The sequence below is a fragment of the Bradyrhizobium sp. P5_C11_2 genome, from assembly GCF_054049755.1.
Genome location: NZ_JBFULT010000026.1, coordinates 13,626 through 29,727 on the forward strand (window position 1 = coordinate 13,626; position 16,102 = coordinate 29,727).

The 16,102-nt window shown below is 63.7% G+C and carries 15 protein-coding genes and 1 pseudogene; 7 read left to right on the forward strand and 9 right to left on the reverse strand.

What is annotated here, in order from left to right:
- Positions 1 to 15 precede the first annotated feature (15 nt).
- Positions 16 to 1,707 carry a benzoate-CoA ligase family protein gene (locus ACXJL8_RS04900; RefSeq protein WP_456622651.1) on the reverse strand — a complete coding sequence of 564 codons (1,692 nt, stop codon included), beginning with the start codon at positions 1,705 to 1,707 and terminating at the stop codon, positions 16 to 18.
- Between the two features lie 142 nt (positions 1,708 to 1,849).
- Positions 1,850 to 2,368 (reverse strand): MarR family winged helix-turn-helix transcriptional regulator, encoded by a 519-nt coding sequence (locus tag ACXJL8_RS04905; RefSeq protein WP_456684687.1) that lies wholly within the window; start codon positions 2,366 to 2,368, stop codon positions 1,850 to 1,852.
- Between the two features lie 250 nt (positions 2,369 to 2,618).
- Here ACXJL8_RS04905 and ACXJL8_RS04910 point away from each other — a divergent pair, with 250 nt between their 5' ends.
- Both ACXJL8_RS04910 and ACXJL8_RS04915 read left to right on the forward strand, forming a co-directional pair.
- Positions 2,619 to 3,794, forward strand: coding sequence for an ABC transporter substrate-binding protein (locus ACXJL8_RS04910; protein WP_456684688.1), 1,176 nt, complete (start codon positions 2,619 to 2,621; stop codon positions 3,792 to 3,794).
- Between the two features lie 30 nt (positions 3,795 to 3,824).
- Positions 3,825 to 4,277, forward strand: coding sequence for a cupin domain-containing protein (locus ACXJL8_RS04915; RefSeq protein WP_456622648.1), 453 nt, complete (start codon positions 3,825 to 3,827; stop codon positions 4,275 to 4,277).
- 10 nt (positions 4,278 to 4,287) lie between these two features.
- On the opposite strand, the gene ACXJL8_RS04920 is transcribed toward ACXJL8_RS04915, so the two are convergent.
- From ACXJL8_RS04920 to ACXJL8_RS04930, 3 genes are all read right to left on the reverse strand, one after another.
- Positions 4,288 to 5,538 (reverse strand): flavin-dependent oxidoreductase, encoded by a 1,251-nt coding sequence (locus tag ACXJL8_RS04920; RefSeq protein WP_456622647.1) that lies wholly within the window; start codon positions 5,536 to 5,538, stop codon positions 4,288 to 4,290.
- Positions 5,539 to 5,803: 265 nt separating this feature from the next.
- Positions 5,804 to 6,640, reverse strand: a complete 837-nt coding sequence (locus ACXJL8_RS04925; protein ID WP_456622646.1) for an enoyl-CoA hydratase family protein — start codon at positions 6,638 to 6,640, stop codon at positions 5,804 to 5,806.
- Between the two features lie 43 nt (positions 6,641 to 6,683).
- Positions 6,684 to 7,445 carry an SDR family NAD(P)-dependent oxidoreductase gene (locus ACXJL8_RS04930; RefSeq protein ID WP_456622645.1) on the reverse strand — a complete coding sequence of 254 codons (762 nt, stop codon included), beginning with the start codon at positions 7,443 to 7,445 and terminating at the stop codon, positions 6,684 to 6,686.
- Positions 7,446 to 7,627: 182 nt separating this feature from the next.
- Here ACXJL8_RS04930 and ACXJL8_RS04935 point away from each other — a divergent pair, with 182 nt between their 5' ends.
- Genes ACXJL8_RS04935 through ACXJL8_RS04955 form a run of 5 tightly spaced genes read left to right on the forward strand, consistent with a single transcriptional unit; the run spans position 7,628 to position 13,360 of the window.
- Positions 7,628 to 8,458, forward strand: coding sequence for an alpha/beta fold hydrolase (locus ACXJL8_RS04935; protein WP_456622644.1), 831 nt, complete (start codon positions 7,628 to 7,630; stop codon positions 8,456 to 8,458).
- Positions 8,455 to 9,744 (forward strand): acyl-CoA dehydrogenase family protein, encoded by a 1,290-nt coding sequence (locus ACXJL8_RS04940; RefSeq protein ID WP_456622643.1) that lies wholly within the window; start codon positions 8,455 to 8,457, stop codon positions 9,742 to 9,744. The genes ACXJL8_RS04935 and ACXJL8_RS04940 overlap by 4 nt, the downstream gene beginning before the upstream one ends.
- Positions 9,745 to 9,746: 2 nt before the next feature.
- Positions 9,747 to 11,279 carry a class I adenylate-forming enzyme family protein gene (locus ACXJL8_RS04945; protein WP_456684689.1) on the forward strand — a complete coding sequence of 511 codons (1,533 nt, stop codon included), beginning with the start codon at positions 9,747 to 9,749 and terminating at the stop codon, positions 11,277 to 11,279.
- A complete protein-coding gene (locus tag ACXJL8_RS04950; RefSeq protein ID WP_456622641.1) occupies positions 11,276 to 12,364 on the forward strand; it encodes an NAD/NADP octopine/nopaline dehydrogenase family protein in 1,089 nt (362 codons plus the stop codon). The genes ACXJL8_RS04945 and ACXJL8_RS04950 overlap by 4 nt, the downstream gene beginning before the upstream one ends.
- 3 nt (positions 12,365 to 12,367) lie before the next feature.
- Positions 12,368 to 13,360, forward strand: coding sequence for a 3-hydroxybutyryl-CoA dehydrogenase (locus ACXJL8_RS04955; protein ID WP_456622640.1), 993 nt, complete (start codon positions 12,368 to 12,370; stop codon positions 13,358 to 13,360).
- Here ACXJL8_RS04955 and ACXJL8_RS04960 read toward each other — a convergent pair.
- The 4 genes and pseudogenes from ACXJL8_RS04960 to ACXJL8_RS04975 all read right to left on the reverse strand — a co-directional run.
- The gene (locus ACXJL8_RS04960) at positions 13,357 to 14,403 is read right to left on the reverse strand and encodes a peptidase M29 (protein WP_456684690.1); all 1,047 of its coding nucleotides are present in this window, start codon (positions 14,401 to 14,403) and stop codon (positions 13,357 to 13,359) included. The two genes, ACXJL8_RS04955 and ACXJL8_RS04960, sit on opposite strands and share 4 nt — an antisense overlap.
- 34 nt (positions 14,404 to 14,437) lie before the next feature.
- Complete coding sequence (locus ACXJL8_RS04965) at positions 14,438 to 15,205, reverse strand: ABC transporter permease (RefSeq protein ID WP_456622638.1); 768 nt, start codon at positions 15,203 to 15,205, stop codon at positions 14,438 to 14,440.
- Positions 15,202 to 15,987, reverse strand: coding sequence for an ABC transporter permease (locus ACXJL8_RS04970; RefSeq protein WP_456684691.1), 786 nt, complete (start codon positions 15,985 to 15,987; stop codon positions 15,202 to 15,204). The genes ACXJL8_RS04965 and ACXJL8_RS04970 overlap by 4 nt, the downstream gene beginning before the upstream one ends.
- Positions 15,984 to 16,102, reverse strand: a pseudogene (locus ACXJL8_RS04975) (nitrate ABC transporter ATP-binding protein); the annotation flags it as partial. The pseudogene ACXJL8_RS04975 and the gene ACXJL8_RS04970, both read right to left, overlap by 4 nt.

Sequence of the window (16,102 nt, forward strand, 5' to 3'; positions counted from 1 at the left end):
TTCTCTACCTTTCTCTCATTGTGCCGCGACGCCCGATGACGTCGCCGCGGCCTGCGCCAATTGCCGCAAGGCAAAGCGCTTCAACTTGCCGGTCTCGGTCTTCGGCAGTTGCGTCACAAACTCGATCGCGCGTGGATACTTATAAGGCGCGATCTCGCGTTTGACGTGCTCCTGCAATTCGGCCACGAGTTGAGCATCCGGTGTCACACCGGCCGCAGCAACGACATACGCCTTCACGATCATACCGCGCGCTTCATCCGGCGCACCGACGACGCCGCACTCGGCAACCGCCGCATGCGTGAGCAGCGCCGCCTCGACGTCAGTGCCCGCGATGTTGTAGCCGGCCGACACGATCATGTCGTCGGAGCGCGACTGGTACCAGAAGTAGCCGTCGGCATCCATCAGATAGGTATCGCCGGTGACGTTCCAGCCATTCTGGACGTATTTGCGTTGCCGCTCGTCGGCAAGATAGCGGCAGCCGGTCGGCCCGCGTACCGCGAGCCGGCCCATCGTGCCCGGCGGCACGTCGTTGCCGGCATCATCAACGATCTTGGCTTCATAGCCTGGCACGGGCTTGCCGGTTGCACCGGGGCGGATCTCGTCTTCGGTCGCGCTGATGAAGATGTGCAGCATCTCGGTCGCGCCGATGCCATCCATGAGCTTGATGCCAGTGGCCTTGAGCCAGGCATCGAATGTCGGCCTGGGCAGCGTCTCGCCGGCGGAGACGCACTTGCGCAGCGAGGAAATGTCGCGGCCGGGGAGCTTGCCGATCATGGCGCGATATGCGGTCGGCGCCGTGAAGCAGACCGTGGTCTTGTACTGCTCGATCGCGCTCAAAATATCGTCCGGCGTCGTCTTCTCCAGCACGACGAAGGAGGCGCCGATATGCATCGGAAACAGCACGCCACCGAAGCCGAAGGTGAAGGCGAGCGGTGCCGAGCCGACGAAGCGATCCTTTTGCTCAGCACGCAGAATATTGTGCGCATAACCGTCGCACACCGCCAGCATGTCCCGGTGGAAATGCATGGTGCCCTTGGGATCGCCGGTCGTGCCCGACGTGAAGGCGATCAGGCAGACGTCGTCGGAGGCGGTATCGACCGCGGAGAATTCAGGACTTGCATCCGCGATCAGCGTCTCGAGCGAATCCGCCGCCCCGTTGCCCCAATAGACGACACGCTTGAGACCGGGCGCGACCGCTTTCGTCTTCTCCATCTCGTCGGACAGCTTCCCGTCACAGAGCGCGAGCGTGATCTCGGCCTTCTGGATCGGATAGGCCAGCTCCTTGGCGCGCAGCAGCGGCATGGTCGCCACGACGATGCCGCCGGCCTTGATCACCGCGAGATAGGTCGCAACCATCATGGGGTTGTTGGCCGAGCGCAGCAGCACGCGTCCGCCGGTCACGAGACCCAGCTTGCCGACCAGAACATTGGCAATGCGATTCACCAGCTCCTGCAGCTCGCGATAGCTGTAGCTGATCGCGGGACTGATGACGCAAGGTGCGTCGCCATGCCCCTGCTCGACCCAGCGATCGACGAAATAGCTGACGCAGTTCAATCGCGGAGGGTAGTGCAGCTCCGGCCGCGTGAAGATGAATTCGGGCCAGAGCTCTCGCGGCGGCAGATGCTGCCGCGCGAATGTATCGACATGGGCCGTCGCAGCGTTGCCGTCATACGAGCCCGACACTTGAATCTTGGCGGCGTTGGCCATCGCACGCTCCTTTGCGCATGGAAAGCACCCGGCAGCACTATCGGAGAAACATTTTAGGCTTAAAACAATTCGGCGCAATAGCGGATTTTGAGCATCCCGTGCTTTTTCCTGCGGCAAAAGGGATTGGCCCCTGCTCGCGGCCTTAAGGCCGGCGGCGCGCGGCCGATTTCTGCGCCGACGCCTTGGTCTTGGCCAGGAGCCGCATCAGCTCGCGCACATCCTTCGGCGCCAGGTCTGCGAAGAGGTCGGCGATCCAGGCCTCGTGTTCCGCGGCCATTTTGCGAAATTCGCCGCGCCCGAGTTTTGTAAGCCGGATCACCTGAACCCGGCGGTCGGTCTCCGAGGTCCGCCGGTCGAGATGACCGGATTCCACGAGCCGCTCGACGAGGCCGGTCACGTTACCGTTCGACACCATCATGCGCTTGGAGACGTCGGACAGCGTCATGCCGTCGGGCGCCTTGTCGAGCTGCGCCATCAGATCGAAACGGGGCAGCGTGACGTCGAACCGCTGCCGCAGCCGGCCACGCACTTCGCCTTCGATCAAGGTCGTGCAGGTCAACAGGCRCAGCCACAGCCGAAGCTCCTCGGCATGGTCCTCCGGCGTTTCGACGGCCTTGGTCTCGGAATCGAGCATCTTGATGCAGTCACTCACGACCGGCATTGGCGCCGGCACGGATTCCCCAACATTTTGAGCTTCAAATAAATTCACGCCGGCTGCAAGTCCAAAGCTGCAACAATCGACCGCACGCGAATTTCTTTAGGCTTCAAACAATTGGCGCGCAGCTTGCATGAAGGCCGCCCGCGATGGCGCGATGCGCGCGGCTTGCTTGCCGCGGCAGCCATCATCGGCATAAGCTTGGATTAGAGTACGCGGCTTGCGGCGCAAGCCCGGCCATCACGGGGGACAGATCATGAAGACGCAATTGACGTTGGCCGCAGCCGCCTTGCTGCTTGGCACCGCGGTGAACCCTGCCCTCGCCCAGGAGAAGATCAAGCTGGGTGTGATCGTGACCCTGTCGGGACCCGCCGCCGCGCTTGGCCAACAGGTTCGCGACGGCTTTGCGCTCGCGGTGAAGGATCTCGGCGGCAAGATGGGCGGCCGCGATGTCGAGGTGGTCGTGGTCGACGACGAGCTCAAGCCGGATGCGGCCGTGACCAAGGTCAAGGGCCTGATGGAGCGGGACAAGGTCGATTTCGTGGTCGGCCCGATCTTCTCCAACATCCTCCAGGCAATCCACCGGCCCGTCACGGAATCGAAGACCTTTCTGATCAGCCCCAATGCCGGTCCGTCAACCTTTGCCGGCAAGGACTGCAACCCGTTCTTCTATGTGACGTCGTACCAGAACGATCAGGTCCACGAGATCCTCGGCAAGGTGGCGCAGGATCGGGGCTACAAGCGGATGTATCTGATGGTGCCGAACTATCAGGCCGGCAAGGATTCGGTGGCGGGGTTCAAGCTCGACTACAAGGGCGAGATCGTCGAGGAGTCCTACATGCCGCTGAACACGCTGGACTTCCAGCCGGAGCTTTCCAAGATCTCGTCGCAGAAGCCCGATGCGCTCTTCACGTTCATGCCGGGCGGCCTCGGCGTCAATCTCGTCAAGCAATACCGGCAGGCCGGCCTCGCCGACGCAATTCCGGTGCTCTCGGCTTTCACAGTGGATGAATCGACCTTGCCTGCGCAGCAGGACGCGGCAGTCGGCATGTTCGGCGGCGCGAACTGGGCGCCCAATCTCGACAATCCCCAGAACAAGAAGTTCGTCGCCGCGTATGAGGCCGCCTACAACGGCGTGCCCGGCACCTACGCGTTCCAGGCCTATGAYGCCGCGATGTTGATCGACAGCGCGGTCAAGGCCGTGAAGGGCGACCTTTCGAACAAGGACGCGGTCGCGGCCGCCCTGAGGAAGGCCGACTTCACCTCGCTGCGCGGCGCCTTCAAGTTCAATACCAATGGCTATCCGATCCAGGATTTCTACCTGACCAAGGTCGCCAAGCGTCCGGACGGCAAGTTCCAAACCGAGATCGTCCAGAAGGTGTTTGAGAACTACGGCGACCGCTATGCCAAGGACTGCAAGCCGGCGAACTAAAGCCGAACGTCGCGCTAAGGGAGGACTTCAATGAAGAGCGAAATCACCGGCATCACGCGGGCCAATGAGGGGATCCAGGGCATTTCCTGGAACATCCTGGGCCAGACCTATGTGCCGAAGAGCAATACCGAGCACAGCTTCTCCTGGCACGCGACGCTGCCGCCGGGCACATTCGTGCCACCGCATATTCATCCCGACCAGGATGAGTATCTCTACATGCTGGAGGGCAAGCTCGATTTCATGCTCGGCAATTCGGAGTCGCAGGCAACCGCCGGCGATCTGATCCGCCTCGGCATGGGCGTGCCGCATGGCATCTTCAACAAGTCGGAGCAGACCGCAAAGGTGCTGTTCTGGGTCTCTCCGAGCCGCAAGCTCTTCGATCTGTTCTGGGGCCTTCACAACATGAAGGAACAGAAGCCGGAGGACGTGGTGGCGATGGCCGCCGAGTTCAACATCCACTTCCTGCCGCCGCCGCCAAGCTAAGCGGCAGGCTTCAGGCGCGCACCGCCGCAAGACCCGGCACTGCGGCGAAGCCGGCCTTTGTGGCGTAGCCGCGCACGATCGCCTCGCGCTGGGAATAGCTCAGCACGTTGTCGACATTGTCGAATCCGTCGGGCGCAAGCTGCTCGACGGCGTCGATGACGCCCTCGGGGCCGCCGCGCCGGTTGGAGCGGACGATATCCGCGGTCATCGGCAGCCGCTTCTTCTCGTATTCGAGCAGCGCCTGGCGCGGATGCTCGGCGCGCACCAGCGCGTCCGCGAGGCAGCGCGCGTCGAGGATCGCCTGCGATGCGCCGTTGGAACCGACCGGATACATCGGATGCGCGGCATCGCCGAGCAGCGTGACGCGTCCCGACGACCAATAGGGCAAGGGATCACGGTCGCAGGTCGGATATTCGTAGAATTCGGGCGTCGCCGAAATCAGGCTCTTCACGTCGATATAAGGCACGGAGAAGCGCGCCACATGCGGCATCAGCTCCTCGCGCCGGCCCGGCCGCGACCAGTCTTCCTTGCGCGGTGGCGGCGCATTGCCCTCGCCGACCTTCACCAGCACCGCCCAGTTGGTCAGGCGGCTCGCCGGGCTCGATCCCTCGGCGATCGGATAGATCACCACTTTGGCATTCAGGCCGCCGGCCACGATCATCGATTTGCCGGTCAGGAACAGCGGCCAGTCGCGCGCACCACGCCACAACATCAGGCCGTTCCAGCACGGCGGCCCCTCGTTGGGGAACAGCGTCTCGCGCACACGCGAGTGGATGCCGTCGGCGCCGATCAGGATATCGCCGCGCGCGGTATGGATGTGAGCGCCGGCGCGATCGAAGAAGTAGGCTGTGACGCCACCTTCGTCCTGGGTGAACGCACCGAGGCGGCAACCGGTGTGGATCGCGTCCTGCCCGAGCCGCTCCTCGACGGCGCGATGAATGACGCCCTGAAGCCGGCCGCGGTGGATGGAGAATTGCGGGACGTCGTGGCCGGCATCGATGCCGCGGGCTTCACGCCAGACCTCCTGGCCGTGCCGATTGAGGTAGTAGAGCTGGTCGGTGCGGATCGCCACGTCGTCGAGCTTCTGCAGCAGGCCGAGGCCTGCGAGCTCGCGCATGGCGTGCGGAAGCGTATTGATGCCGACGCCAAGCTCGCGGATGGTATCCGCCTGCTCAAAAATCTCGCAAGCAACGCCGCGCGAGCGCAGCATCAATGCCGTGGTGAGGCCACCGATACCGCCGCCGACGATAATCGCCTTCATCGCCCTAACTCCACTCGAAACACACCAGGCAATGCGGTTAAATTCGCACGGGCGGTCACTCCGCCGCAAGCGGCTTTGTCGCCTCCACCTTGAGCTCCGCCCCGGTCTTCGGGCTTAGCCTTAATTCGCAGCTCCTCGAGATCCTGCCGGTCGCRCACGCCCCATGGGAGGCTCGCCAATTTACCCGGCGGGGAATTGCTTCAAGATTAAAGCAATTTCGCGCAGCTCGCCGTTGGTGGGCCGGCCGCGGGTCAGAGTGACCCGGCTAGTCGCCCCTGAACACCGGCTTGACCTTGTTGACGAAGGCCTCGAAGGCCCGCTCGAAATCCGCCGTGGTCATGCACAGGGCCTGGGCAACCGCCTCCGCCTCGATCGCCTCCTCCACCGACATCGCCCATTCCATCGCCAGCATCCGCTTGGTCATGGTGTTGGCGAAGGTCGGCCCTTCGGCGATCTGCTTTGCCAGCAGTTGCGCCTGGAGCAGCACCTGCTCAGGCGTGACGATGCGGCTGAAGAAGCCCCAGCGCTCGCCCTCCTCCGCGGTCATGAACCGACCGGTGTAGAGCAATTCGGAGGCGCGCGACTGCCCGATGATCCGTGGCAGGATCGCGCAGGCGCCCATGTCGCAGCCGGCAAGTCCCACCTTGTTGAACAGAAAGGCCACCTTGGCTCCGCTCGCGGCGAGCCGCATGTCGGATGCCATGGCCATGATCGCGCCCGCGCCGGCGCAGATGCCTTCGACCGCGGCGACGATCGGCTGCGGGCAGGCCCGCATCGCCTTGACGAGGTCGCCCGTCATCCGGGTAAAGGCCGTCAGTCCCTTGGTGTCCATCTTCACGAGCGGGCCGATGATCTCGAATACGTCGCCGCCGGACGAGAAATTGCCTCCTGCGCCGGTGACGACCACGACCTTGACCGCATCGTCAAACGCGCAGGCGCGGAAGAAATCGGTGAGCTCCCGATAGCTCTCGAAGGTCAGCGGATTTTTTCGTTCGGGACGATTGAGCTTCACGGTCGCAACGCCGTCGACCACGGCCAACAGGAAGTGCTCCGGCGAATAGTCCGCGAGCGGAATGGTCACGGGATTGGCTGGTCTGCTCATGCGATCTCCTTGGCTTCCTGGTTCCGCGCCTTCGACACGTACGCTAGATCTCACCACCGGCGACGGCAATCGCCTGACCGGTGATCGCGCCAGCGCCCTCGCCGCACAGCCAAAGCACGGCATCGGCCACTTCATCAGGTGTGATCAGACGTCCCTGCGGATTGTGCTTCGCGAGCTCGGCGATCGCCTGCTCGCGGCTCCGGCCGGTCTTCTTCATGATGTTCTCGATGCTGCCGGCGACCAGATCGGTATCGGTGAAGCCCGGACACACCGCATTCACCGTCACGTTGCTGCCGGCCATCTCGAGGGCAAGCGAACGCACGAGGCCGATCACGGCATGCTTGGCCGCAGTGTACGCACTCACATAGGCGTAGCCCTTGAGCCCGGCCGTCGACGCGATCGCGACAATGCGGCCATAGGGACGATCCTTCATGCCCGGCAACACACCGTGGACAGCGTGGACCACGCCCATGAAGTTGACGTCCATCATGCGCGTAAACAGCGCGCTGTCCGACTTCGAGAACGGTGCCGATTCAGCGCTGCCCGCGTTGGCGATCAGGATATCGATCGGCTTTCGCGCGCTCGCCTCAGTGATGGCAGCCTTCAATGAAGCTTCGTCCGAGACGTCGGCGATGGCCGCGAAATGCGCAGCTCCTGCGCTCACCGCCTCGTCAAGAATTGCTCCATTGCGGCCGAGCACCGTAACGGTGGCACCGGCGCCGACGAGCGCTGCCGCAATCGCGCGGCCGATACCACGGCCACCACCGGTCACTAGCGCGTGCGGCGAATGCGGCAATCCGGACATGCGCTGGCTCCCTAGGATCTGCTGGTCGTCCCTCGATATATTTTAACCTTCAAGTTTTTGCAATGAAGCGCGAGTTTTGCCATAGGCCAGGATCGGCCCGAAAATTGCTTTAAGTATAAAATTATCTCTTCCCAACGCCATCAGGCCTGTTAGCATCGCCCGGCCAAGCAAAAGGATGTCGCGTGCCGCAATCCACGCCGATGATAACAAAAGACGGATGCTTCGCCTATGAAGCCGCGGGCGATCCGGGCGCGATACCTTTGATTTTTCTCCACGGCATTGGCGGCGCGGCGCGGGCCTGGCGGCACCAGCTTGCTACATTCGGCGATCGCTTCCACACGATCGCATGGGACATGCCGGGCTATGGCGGTTCGGCGCCACTCGCCAGCGTCAGCATTGCCGCCCTGGCAGATGCGCTCCAGCAATTCATCACACAGATCGGCGCGCCGAACCCCATTGTGGTGGGCCATTCGATCGGCGGCATGATCGTCCAGAAATGGCTGGTTCGCTCCCCAAAACTGGCCCGCGCCGTCGTCCTGGCGCAGACCAGCCCGGCCTTCGGCAAGGCTGATGGCGACTGGCAGAAATCGTTCATCGCCGCGCGGCTCGGACCGCTGGATCGCGGGGAAACCATGAAGTCGCTCGCACCGTCCCTGGTGAAAGAGCTGGTCGGCGACGATCCCGATCCGAAGGGGATGGAACTTGCACGCGAGTGCATGGCAAATGTGCCGGAAGCAAGCTATCGCGCCATGATGCTGGCCCTGATCGGATTCGATCAGCGCGGCACGCTCAAGGACATATCCGTACCGACGCTGCTGCTGTCCGGCTCCAAGGACAACAACGCACCCGCCGCCATGATGGCGAAGACGGCGACCTACATTCCCTCAGCCGCATATGTCGAGCTTGCCGGCGTCGGCCATCTCGCCAACCTTGAACGCCCCGATGCGTTCAATGCCGCTCTTGACGGGTTCCTGCGGTCCGGCGCGACCAAAACACAGGTGACTGCGCAATGACCATGCAAGTCAGCCAGACCATTGGCACGACCGACAAGGTCGCGCTCGATCCGCCCATCTTCGATCCCGTCGCGTTCCGCTTGAGCGACGAACAGGCCGGCATCATCACGCGGGCGCGCGAGATCGGCCAGAGCGTGTTCGCCGGTCGCGCCGCGACCTACGATCGCGAGGCGATCTTTCCGACCGAGAATTATCGCGACCTGCATCGCGTCGGCCTGCTCGGCATTGCTGTTCCAAAGAAGCATGGCGGACTTGGCGCGAACTACCAGACCTATGCTTTGGCGGCGGCCGAGATCGGCCGCTATTGCGGCGCAACGGCGCTCACCTGGAACATGCATGTCTGCTCGACCCTGTGGTCGGGCCCACTTGCCGACGATCTCGACATGGACGCCGAGACCCGCGCGGAACACGAGCGCAGGCGCGCCGTCCACTACAAGCGCATCGTCGAGGACGGCGCCATCTACTCGCAACCCTTCTCGGAGGGCGGCGCGGCGGCCGCAGGCGGCGTCGCCTTCGGCACGGAAGCAAGACCGGTCGAGGGTGGCTGGATCGTCAACGGCAAGAAGATCTTTGCATCGCTCTCCGGGCACGCCGACTATTACGGCGTGCTCTGTACCGAGATCGAGCAAGGCGGGAAGGCCTCGCGCCGCAATACCCTTTACCTCGCCATCCCCGCCAAGTCGCAAGGAGTTTCTGTCGTCGGCGACTGGGATCCGCTCGGCATGCGCGGCACGGTCTCGCGGACCCTCCTGTTCAAGGATGTCTTCGTGCCGGACGATTCTGCGCTCATGCCGCGCGGTGTCTACTTTCAGGCCGCGATGCGCTGGCCGCACATGTTCCTGACGCTGTCGCCGACCTATATGGGCCTCGCGCAAGCGGCCTATGACTTCACCGTGCGCTACCTGCGCGGCGAGGTCCCGGGCATGCCGCCGGTCAAGCGCAGGATGTACCCAACCAAGCAGATCGCGGTCGCGCAGATGCAGATCAAGCTCGAGCAGATCAAGGCGATCTGGTTTCAGGCCGTCACCGAGGCGCGCGCCAATCCGAGCAAGGAGCAGGTATTGCGTGCCTATGCCGCGCAATATTCGGTCATGGAAGGCGCCAATGAGCTCGCTGCGCTCGCGATCCGCACCTGCGGCGGTCAAGCCATGCTTCGATCGCTGCCGCTGGAGCGGATCTATCGCGACAGCCGCTGCGGCTCGCTGATGCTGCCCTGGACAGCCGAGCTGTGCCTCGACCGCATCGGCCGCGAAGCGCTGTACGAGGCCGGCGAAACGGACGACTGACGGTGGACCTCTGTAGTCTGATCGATCGCAACGCGGCGTTCGCGCCAGACAAGACAGCCATTGCCTTCGAAGGGGAACGGCTGAGCTATGCTGCGTTTGCCGGGCGCATCGAACGGACCGCCACGGCATTGAAGCGGGAGCTTGGGGTTGGTCGGGGTGACCGTGTCGCGATCCTGAGCCTGARCCGTCCGGACTATCTGGTTCTGCTCTACGCATGCGCACGGCTCGGCGCKCTGCTGGTGCCCTTGAACTGGCGGCTCGCGGTCGCCGAGCAGATCTTCATTCTCGCGGATGCGGGCGCCAAGGTTTTGGTGCTGGAGCAGGCCTTTGACGGAGTTCTTGCCGAGCTGGAGCGCAACTCGCTCCGGATGGCTGTCGTCGGGCTGGATTTCACGCCACCTCGTGGCGAGACTTTCGAAACTCTGCTGGGATCTGGTGGTGGCGGCCGCGATCCGCATGCCGACCTCTCCTGTCCGCTGCTCATCGTCTACACGTCAGGGACGACCGGACGACCGAAGGGCGCGGTGCTGCGCCAGGAGGCGCTGTTCTGGAACGGCGTCATGAGCCAGCACATGCACGACATGACGTCCGAGGACCACATCCTGACGGTACTGCCGTTCTTCCATGTCGGCGGCCTCAACATCCAGACCACGCCGGCGCTCCACCTCGGCGCGACCGTGACGATTCATGCCCGTTTCACGCCCGACATGGCGCTGGCGGCCATCGCGCGCGAGCGGCCGACGCTGACGGTGATGGTACCGGCGATCATCCAGGCCGTAAGCGACCATCCCGTCTGGGCCACGGCAGATCTCTCATCACTGAAGGCTGTCGCCACCGGCTCGACCATCGTGCCGCCGCATCTGATCGATCGTTTTGTCGCACGCGGCGTTCCGGTGCTTCAGGTCTACGGTTCGACGGAAACCTGCCCCATCGCGGTCTATACGCGGCTCGGCGGCGATCTTTCGCGCGCGGGATCGACCGGCCTCGCCGGCCTGTGCTGCGAAGCGAAGGTGATCGATCATGCAGGCAGCGAGGTGCCGCCGGGCACGCCGGGCGAGATCGCGGTGCGCGGCCCCAATGTCTTCTTCGCATATTGGGGTAATGCCGACGCCACGCGCGACGCCCTGCACGACGGCTGGTATCGCACCGGAGATATCGGCCTGTGCGACCCGGACGGCTATTTCTGGGTTCGCGACCGCAAGAAGAACATGATCGTTTCCGGTGGTGAGAACGTCTATCCGGCCGAGGTCGAACGGGTCCTGCTGGAACATCCCGATGTCAGCGAATGCGCCGTGATCGGCAGGCCGGATCCGCGCTGGGACGAGGTGCCAGTCGCCTATGTCATCCGGCGATCCGGATGCAGGCTCGAGGTGGACGAGTTGAAAGCACATCTTCAGGCGCAACTCGCACGCTACAAGGTTCCGCGCGACATCGTCTTCGTCACCGACCTGCCGCGCACGGCGCTAGGCAAGGTCCAGCATTTCCTGCTGAAGCAGCTTGATGCGCAGTCACGCGCGCAAGGAGAAGCATCTTGAAGATCACTGTTCTCGGCGGTGGTAACGGCTCTTTCGCGGCCGCGGGCGACTTTGCGCTGTCGGGGCATGAGGTCCGGCTCTGGCGCCGCGACGCGGATCAGGTCGCAGCACATCGTGCAGCCGGCTCTCGTATCCTGGTGAAGGACCACAACGGCGGCCACAACATGAAGCTGGCGCTGGTCACGACTGACATGGCGGAAGCCGTCAACGGCGCCGAACTGATCCTCTGCCCTGCCCCCGCCTTCGCGCAGCCGGACATCGCCCGCCTACTGGCCCCACATTTGCGGGATGGCCAGGTCGTGTTTCTGCCGCCGGCGACATTCGGCTCGATGATCTTCGCCCAGGCTGCGCGGGACGCCGGCAACCACGCCAAAGCGAGCTTCGCCGAAACCGGCACGCTGCCCTGGCTGACCCGCAAGCACGGGCCATTCGACGTCGCGATCACCATCCGCGCCAAGCGACTGCCGGTCGGCGTGTTCCCGCTCGACCAGGAGCCGCATGCGCTAGAGGTGATTGAACGCGCCTTCCCGGGCGCAATCGAGCCATGCGGAGACGCACTTTCCGGCGCGCTGATGAATGCCGGCCCGATCATTCATCCGCCGCTGATCGTAATGAACGCGGGCCCGATCGAACATTTCGAGCGGTGGGACATTCACAAGGAAGGCACGCAAGCCTCGATCCGTCGGGTCACCGACGCGCTCGACGCCGAGCGGATCGCGGTGCGCGAGGCGCTCGGATATGGCGCCCCGCATTTTCCGCTCGCTCATCACTACGCCAAGGAAGGCGAGATCTGGATGTATGGCCGCGGCTCGCATGACCGCCTGACCGATTCCGGCGACTGGCGCGAACGCATTGTGCTGACGGAGCACCGCTACATGCGCGAGGATCTGCGGCTTGGACTGTCGCTGCTGGTCTCCGTCGCGGAACTGGCGGGCGTCGCCACACCGCTTGCAAAGGCTTTTCTGGCGATCGGCGGCGCGATTTGCGGCGAGGATTTTGCGCAAGGCGGCCGAACGCTCAAGACCTTGGGGCTTGGCAATCTCGGCAAGACCGAATTGCAAATGCTCCTTCGCAAGGGGTTCTGACCGATGACGACCCGCGCCAACATTGCCTGTCTCGGTGCCGGCCGCATGGGGCGCGGCATCGCCGTCGCGTTCGCCTACGCGGGGCACAGGGTCACCATGATCGACATCAAGGCCCGTTCCGCGGAGGAATTCGCCAAGCTGGAGGCAGACGCACTCGGCGAAGTCAGGACCACATTTGCCAGCCTGTCGAGCCTGGGGCTGCTGACCGAGGCGGACGTCGACCCACTGATCGCGCGGGTCTCGGTGGTGTCGGCCAGCCAGAGTGGTGCAGCGCTAACCGATGCCGGAATGGTCTTCGAGGGCGTGCCGGAGATCGTCGAGCTCAAGCGCGAGGTGCTCGGCTCTGCCTCAAAACAGGTCGGCCCTGACACAATCATCGCATCGACAACGTCCACCATCTTGGTCGACGATCTATCCAGCGCGGTCGTGAATCCTCGCCGCTTCCTCAATGTGCATTGGCTCAACCCGGCCTATCTGATCCCGCTGGTCGAGGTTTCGCCCGGCAAGGCAACCGACGCCGCGATCGTTGGCGACGTCAAAGTGCTGCTCGAAGGCATCGGCAAAGTGCCGGTGGTCTGTGCTGCGACGCCAGGCTTCATCGTCCCGCGTATCCAGGCGCTCGCGATGAACGAAGCCGCTCGCATGGTCGAGGAAGGTGTCGCCAGCGCGGAGGAGATCGACAAGGCGATCCGTTACGGCTTCGGCTTCCGCTACGCCGTGCTCGGGCTGCTCGAATTCATCGACTGGGGCGGCGGTGACATCCTCTACTACGCCAGCCGCTACCTCGAAGGCGCACTCGGCAGCGACCGATATCGCGCACCGGAGGTGATTTCACGGAACATGCACGAAGGGCGGATCGGCCTTCGGACGGGCGCGGGCTTCCTCGACTATTCGGGCCTCGACGTCGACGCCTATCGCGCAAAGCGGCTGCAAGCCATGGTCGACCTGCTCCGACACTTCGACCTGGCCCGTCCGCCGGTGCTCGATCGGAGCTAGCCAAAGACGTCCTGGAGCACGCCGTCCCGCACCACCGAGACGCCGTCGAGCTCGATGGTCGTTCCCATCATCGGCAGGTCGAAATGACCCGCCGTGTAGCGGCCGGCAAATTCGTTGGCGCCGGTCGAAAACAGGAAATTGCCGGAGACGGCAYGGATCTCCGTGCCGTTGGTGTCGCGCTGATCGTACATCGAGAGCGCTTCGTAGCGCGCGCCCGGGTTCATGCCGAAGCCGACATGTGACACCGCATAGGCCTCGCGATCGCCCCACGCGGCGAGGTAGGCGCGCATCATCGCCGCATCCGTGCCCTCGCCTTCGAGCTCGACGACATAGTCGTCTTTCAGCGTCATCTTCACCAGCGATGTCAGGTAACGCTTGAAGGTCAGGTTGATGTCGCCGGGCGCCATCACCAGCGTGCCGTTGATCGTGCCGCTCCTGGGAAAGCTGACGACGATGCCGCCGGGCCAATGCGCCAGCGTTCCCGGCTTGTCGGTCCAGCCCCACACGCCGACCGTGGAAGCTCCCACCATGTCGACATCGAGCGCCGTGCCGGCTTTCGATGTGACCCGCATCCGCTTGGTCCCGCGCAGCATCTTCGCCGCCGCGCGAACGCGCTTTTCCAACGCCGGGTCCGGCACCATGCGCTCCAGGGCCTCAGGGTGCTCGTTGGAGATCACCAGGATCCGCGCACCGGCCTTGAGGATCTCCGGCGTTTCGACTGCGTGCATCAGGCCCTCGATGGTGCAATCCACCACGAAACCAGCCTGCTGAAGTGCAGTGATGACCGGACCAAGCCGTTGGATCGCCTCGCTCGCCCCCGTCGAGCGAACCGGCACCACATGACGATTGCGCGGGGTCGGCATAACCACGTGAAACGGTCGCGCGCCCATGCGCAGCAAGGCGAGTTCCGCCAGATGCACGTTCAGCGCGCGTGACTGGGTTTCCGAGAGGATCGCCGCAGTATCGCCGGCCTTGACAGCGCATCGCTCAAAAATCTCGCAAAATGCGTCGATCCATTTTGCTTCGATACGATCGGCCAGCATGGTTCACTCCCGGTCTTGTTTCTTGTTCGGTTCGCTACGCTTCGGGGAAGCCCCGGAGCAGGTATGACCGCACGGCCCCCAGCAGGCCATTCAGGATCAATCCCAACAGCGAGATCGTGATCAGCGGCACGAACATGTCGACGGCCTGGAAGGTCCGGGCCGCGGTCACGAGAACATGGCCAAGCCCGTCCGTCGACGTGATCATTTCGGCCAGAAACACCACGATGCAGGAAATGACAAGTCCGATCCTGCAGCCGGTCAGGATCGACGGCATCGCCGCCGGCAGTACCACCTTGAAGAGGATTTCATAGCGCGGTGTTCCCGCGGCCATGGCTGACCAGATCAGCTTCTGCTCGACCGTCGATGCGCCATAGTAAGTGGACAGCAGGATGGGAAAGAGCGCGTCCGCCGCCACTAACGTGATCTTCGATCCATGGCCGAAACCCAGCAGCAGCAACAGCGCGGGATACAGCGCAACCTTTGGCAGAGGTGCCAGCACGCGCACGATCGGCCGAACCACGGCGTTGATTGCCGGATTCGCCGCGGCAGCGATGCCAATGCTGACACCGAGCACGACCGCAATTGCGAATCCGGAAAACAGCCGGATAAGGGTCGAGGCGATCTCCTGCTGAAACGTCCACGTCACGAGCTGCTGGACCAGCCGGCCGAAGACGACGCCCGGTGGCGGCAGCAAGGCCGCAGGCGCAAGGCCGGATGACACGAGGCCCTGCCACACCGCGATCACCAGCAGGATCGGGACGAGGCCAAGGACGACATTCATTGGAAGCAGGCGCGATGTCATGAGAAGCTCAGCGGCATGTCGAACTGCGGCTCAGACCAACGCACAAGCCTTGCGCGGACCCGCTCGAAGATCGCATCGAGGCAGATTCCCATCGCCCCCACGATGATGATCATCGCAAAGACCGTGTCGTACTGGCCCATGTCGAGTGCATTGAACAGGATGTTGCCGGCGCCGGACTGGCGGGCGATCATCTCGCTCGTGATCATCGTGATCAGCGCCAGCACGAGCCCCGTGCGGCACCCGGTCAGGATTTCCGGCAGTGCCGCAGGCAGCACGATCCGCACCAGACGCTGCAGGGGCGAGAGTCCCATCGCCGCACCCGACCACAGCATCTTCTCCTCGACAGCCTTGGCGCCTTCGAAGCTGTGATAGATCACCGGCAGACTGACGCCGAGGAAAATGACCAGCGTCTTGGTGATGTCGCCGACCCCCAGCCACAGCATGATGATCGGCATCAAGGCCGCCTTCGGCACTGGGTAGATCACCATTAGGAGCGGATTGAAGAACGCCGCAACTGCACGGCTGCGGCCCATCAACAGGCCTAACGGGATCGAAACAAGCACAGCTATGGCGAACCCGATCGCCATACGGCGGAGCGAGGCCAGGATATTGATCAGCGCTTCCTTGTCGCCGAGGATGTCCGGGATCGTACGGATCGCCTCGAGCGCCGTCGGGAAGCTGTCGTTCTTCAKAACGAGCGACCCGACCTGCCATACCGCCAGCAGCCCGATGCAGGCGAACACCGGGGCAGCGCGTCTGGTCAGGGCCGCCGGCGATGTCATGATGGCGCCCCTGTCTCGTCGACCTCATCGAACATGCGCTCGATATCGACGACGTACTTCTGGTAGCGCGAGTCGAGCAATAGCTCGCTGCGACGGCGCGGGCGCGGCAGATCGA

Coding starts and splice junctions, on each gene's coding strand:
- ACXJL8_RS04900 (WP_456622651.1), bottom strand. CDS start 1,707: ATGGCCAACGCCGCCAAGATTCAAGTGTCGGGCTCGTATGACGGCAAC.
- ACXJL8_RS04915 (WP_456622648.1), top strand. CDS start 3,825: ATGAAGAGCGAAATCACCGGCATCACGCGGGCCAATGAGGGGATCCAG.
- ACXJL8_RS04920 (WP_456622647.1), bottom strand. CDS start 5,538: ATGAAGGCGATTATCGTCGGCGGCGGTATCGGTGGCCTCACCACGGCA.
- ACXJL8_RS04925 (WP_456622646.1), bottom strand. CDS start 6,640: ATGAGCAGACCAGCCAATCCCGTGACCATTCCGCTCGCGGACTATTCG.
- ACXJL8_RS04930 (WP_456622645.1), bottom strand. CDS start 7,445: ATGTCCGGATTGCCGCATTCGCCGCACGCGCTAGTGACCGGTGGTGGC.
- ACXJL8_RS04940 (WP_456622643.1), top strand. CDS start 8,455: ATGACCATGCAAGTCAGCCAGACCATTGGCACGACCGACAAGGTCGCG.
- ACXJL8_RS04955 (WP_456622640.1), top strand. CDS start 12,368: ATGACGACCCGCGCCAACATTGCCTGTCTCGGTGCCGGCCGCATGGGG.
- ACXJL8_RS04965 (WP_456622638.1), bottom strand. CDS start 15,205: ATGACATCGCGCCTGCTTCCAATGAATGTCGTCCTTGGCCTCGTCCCG.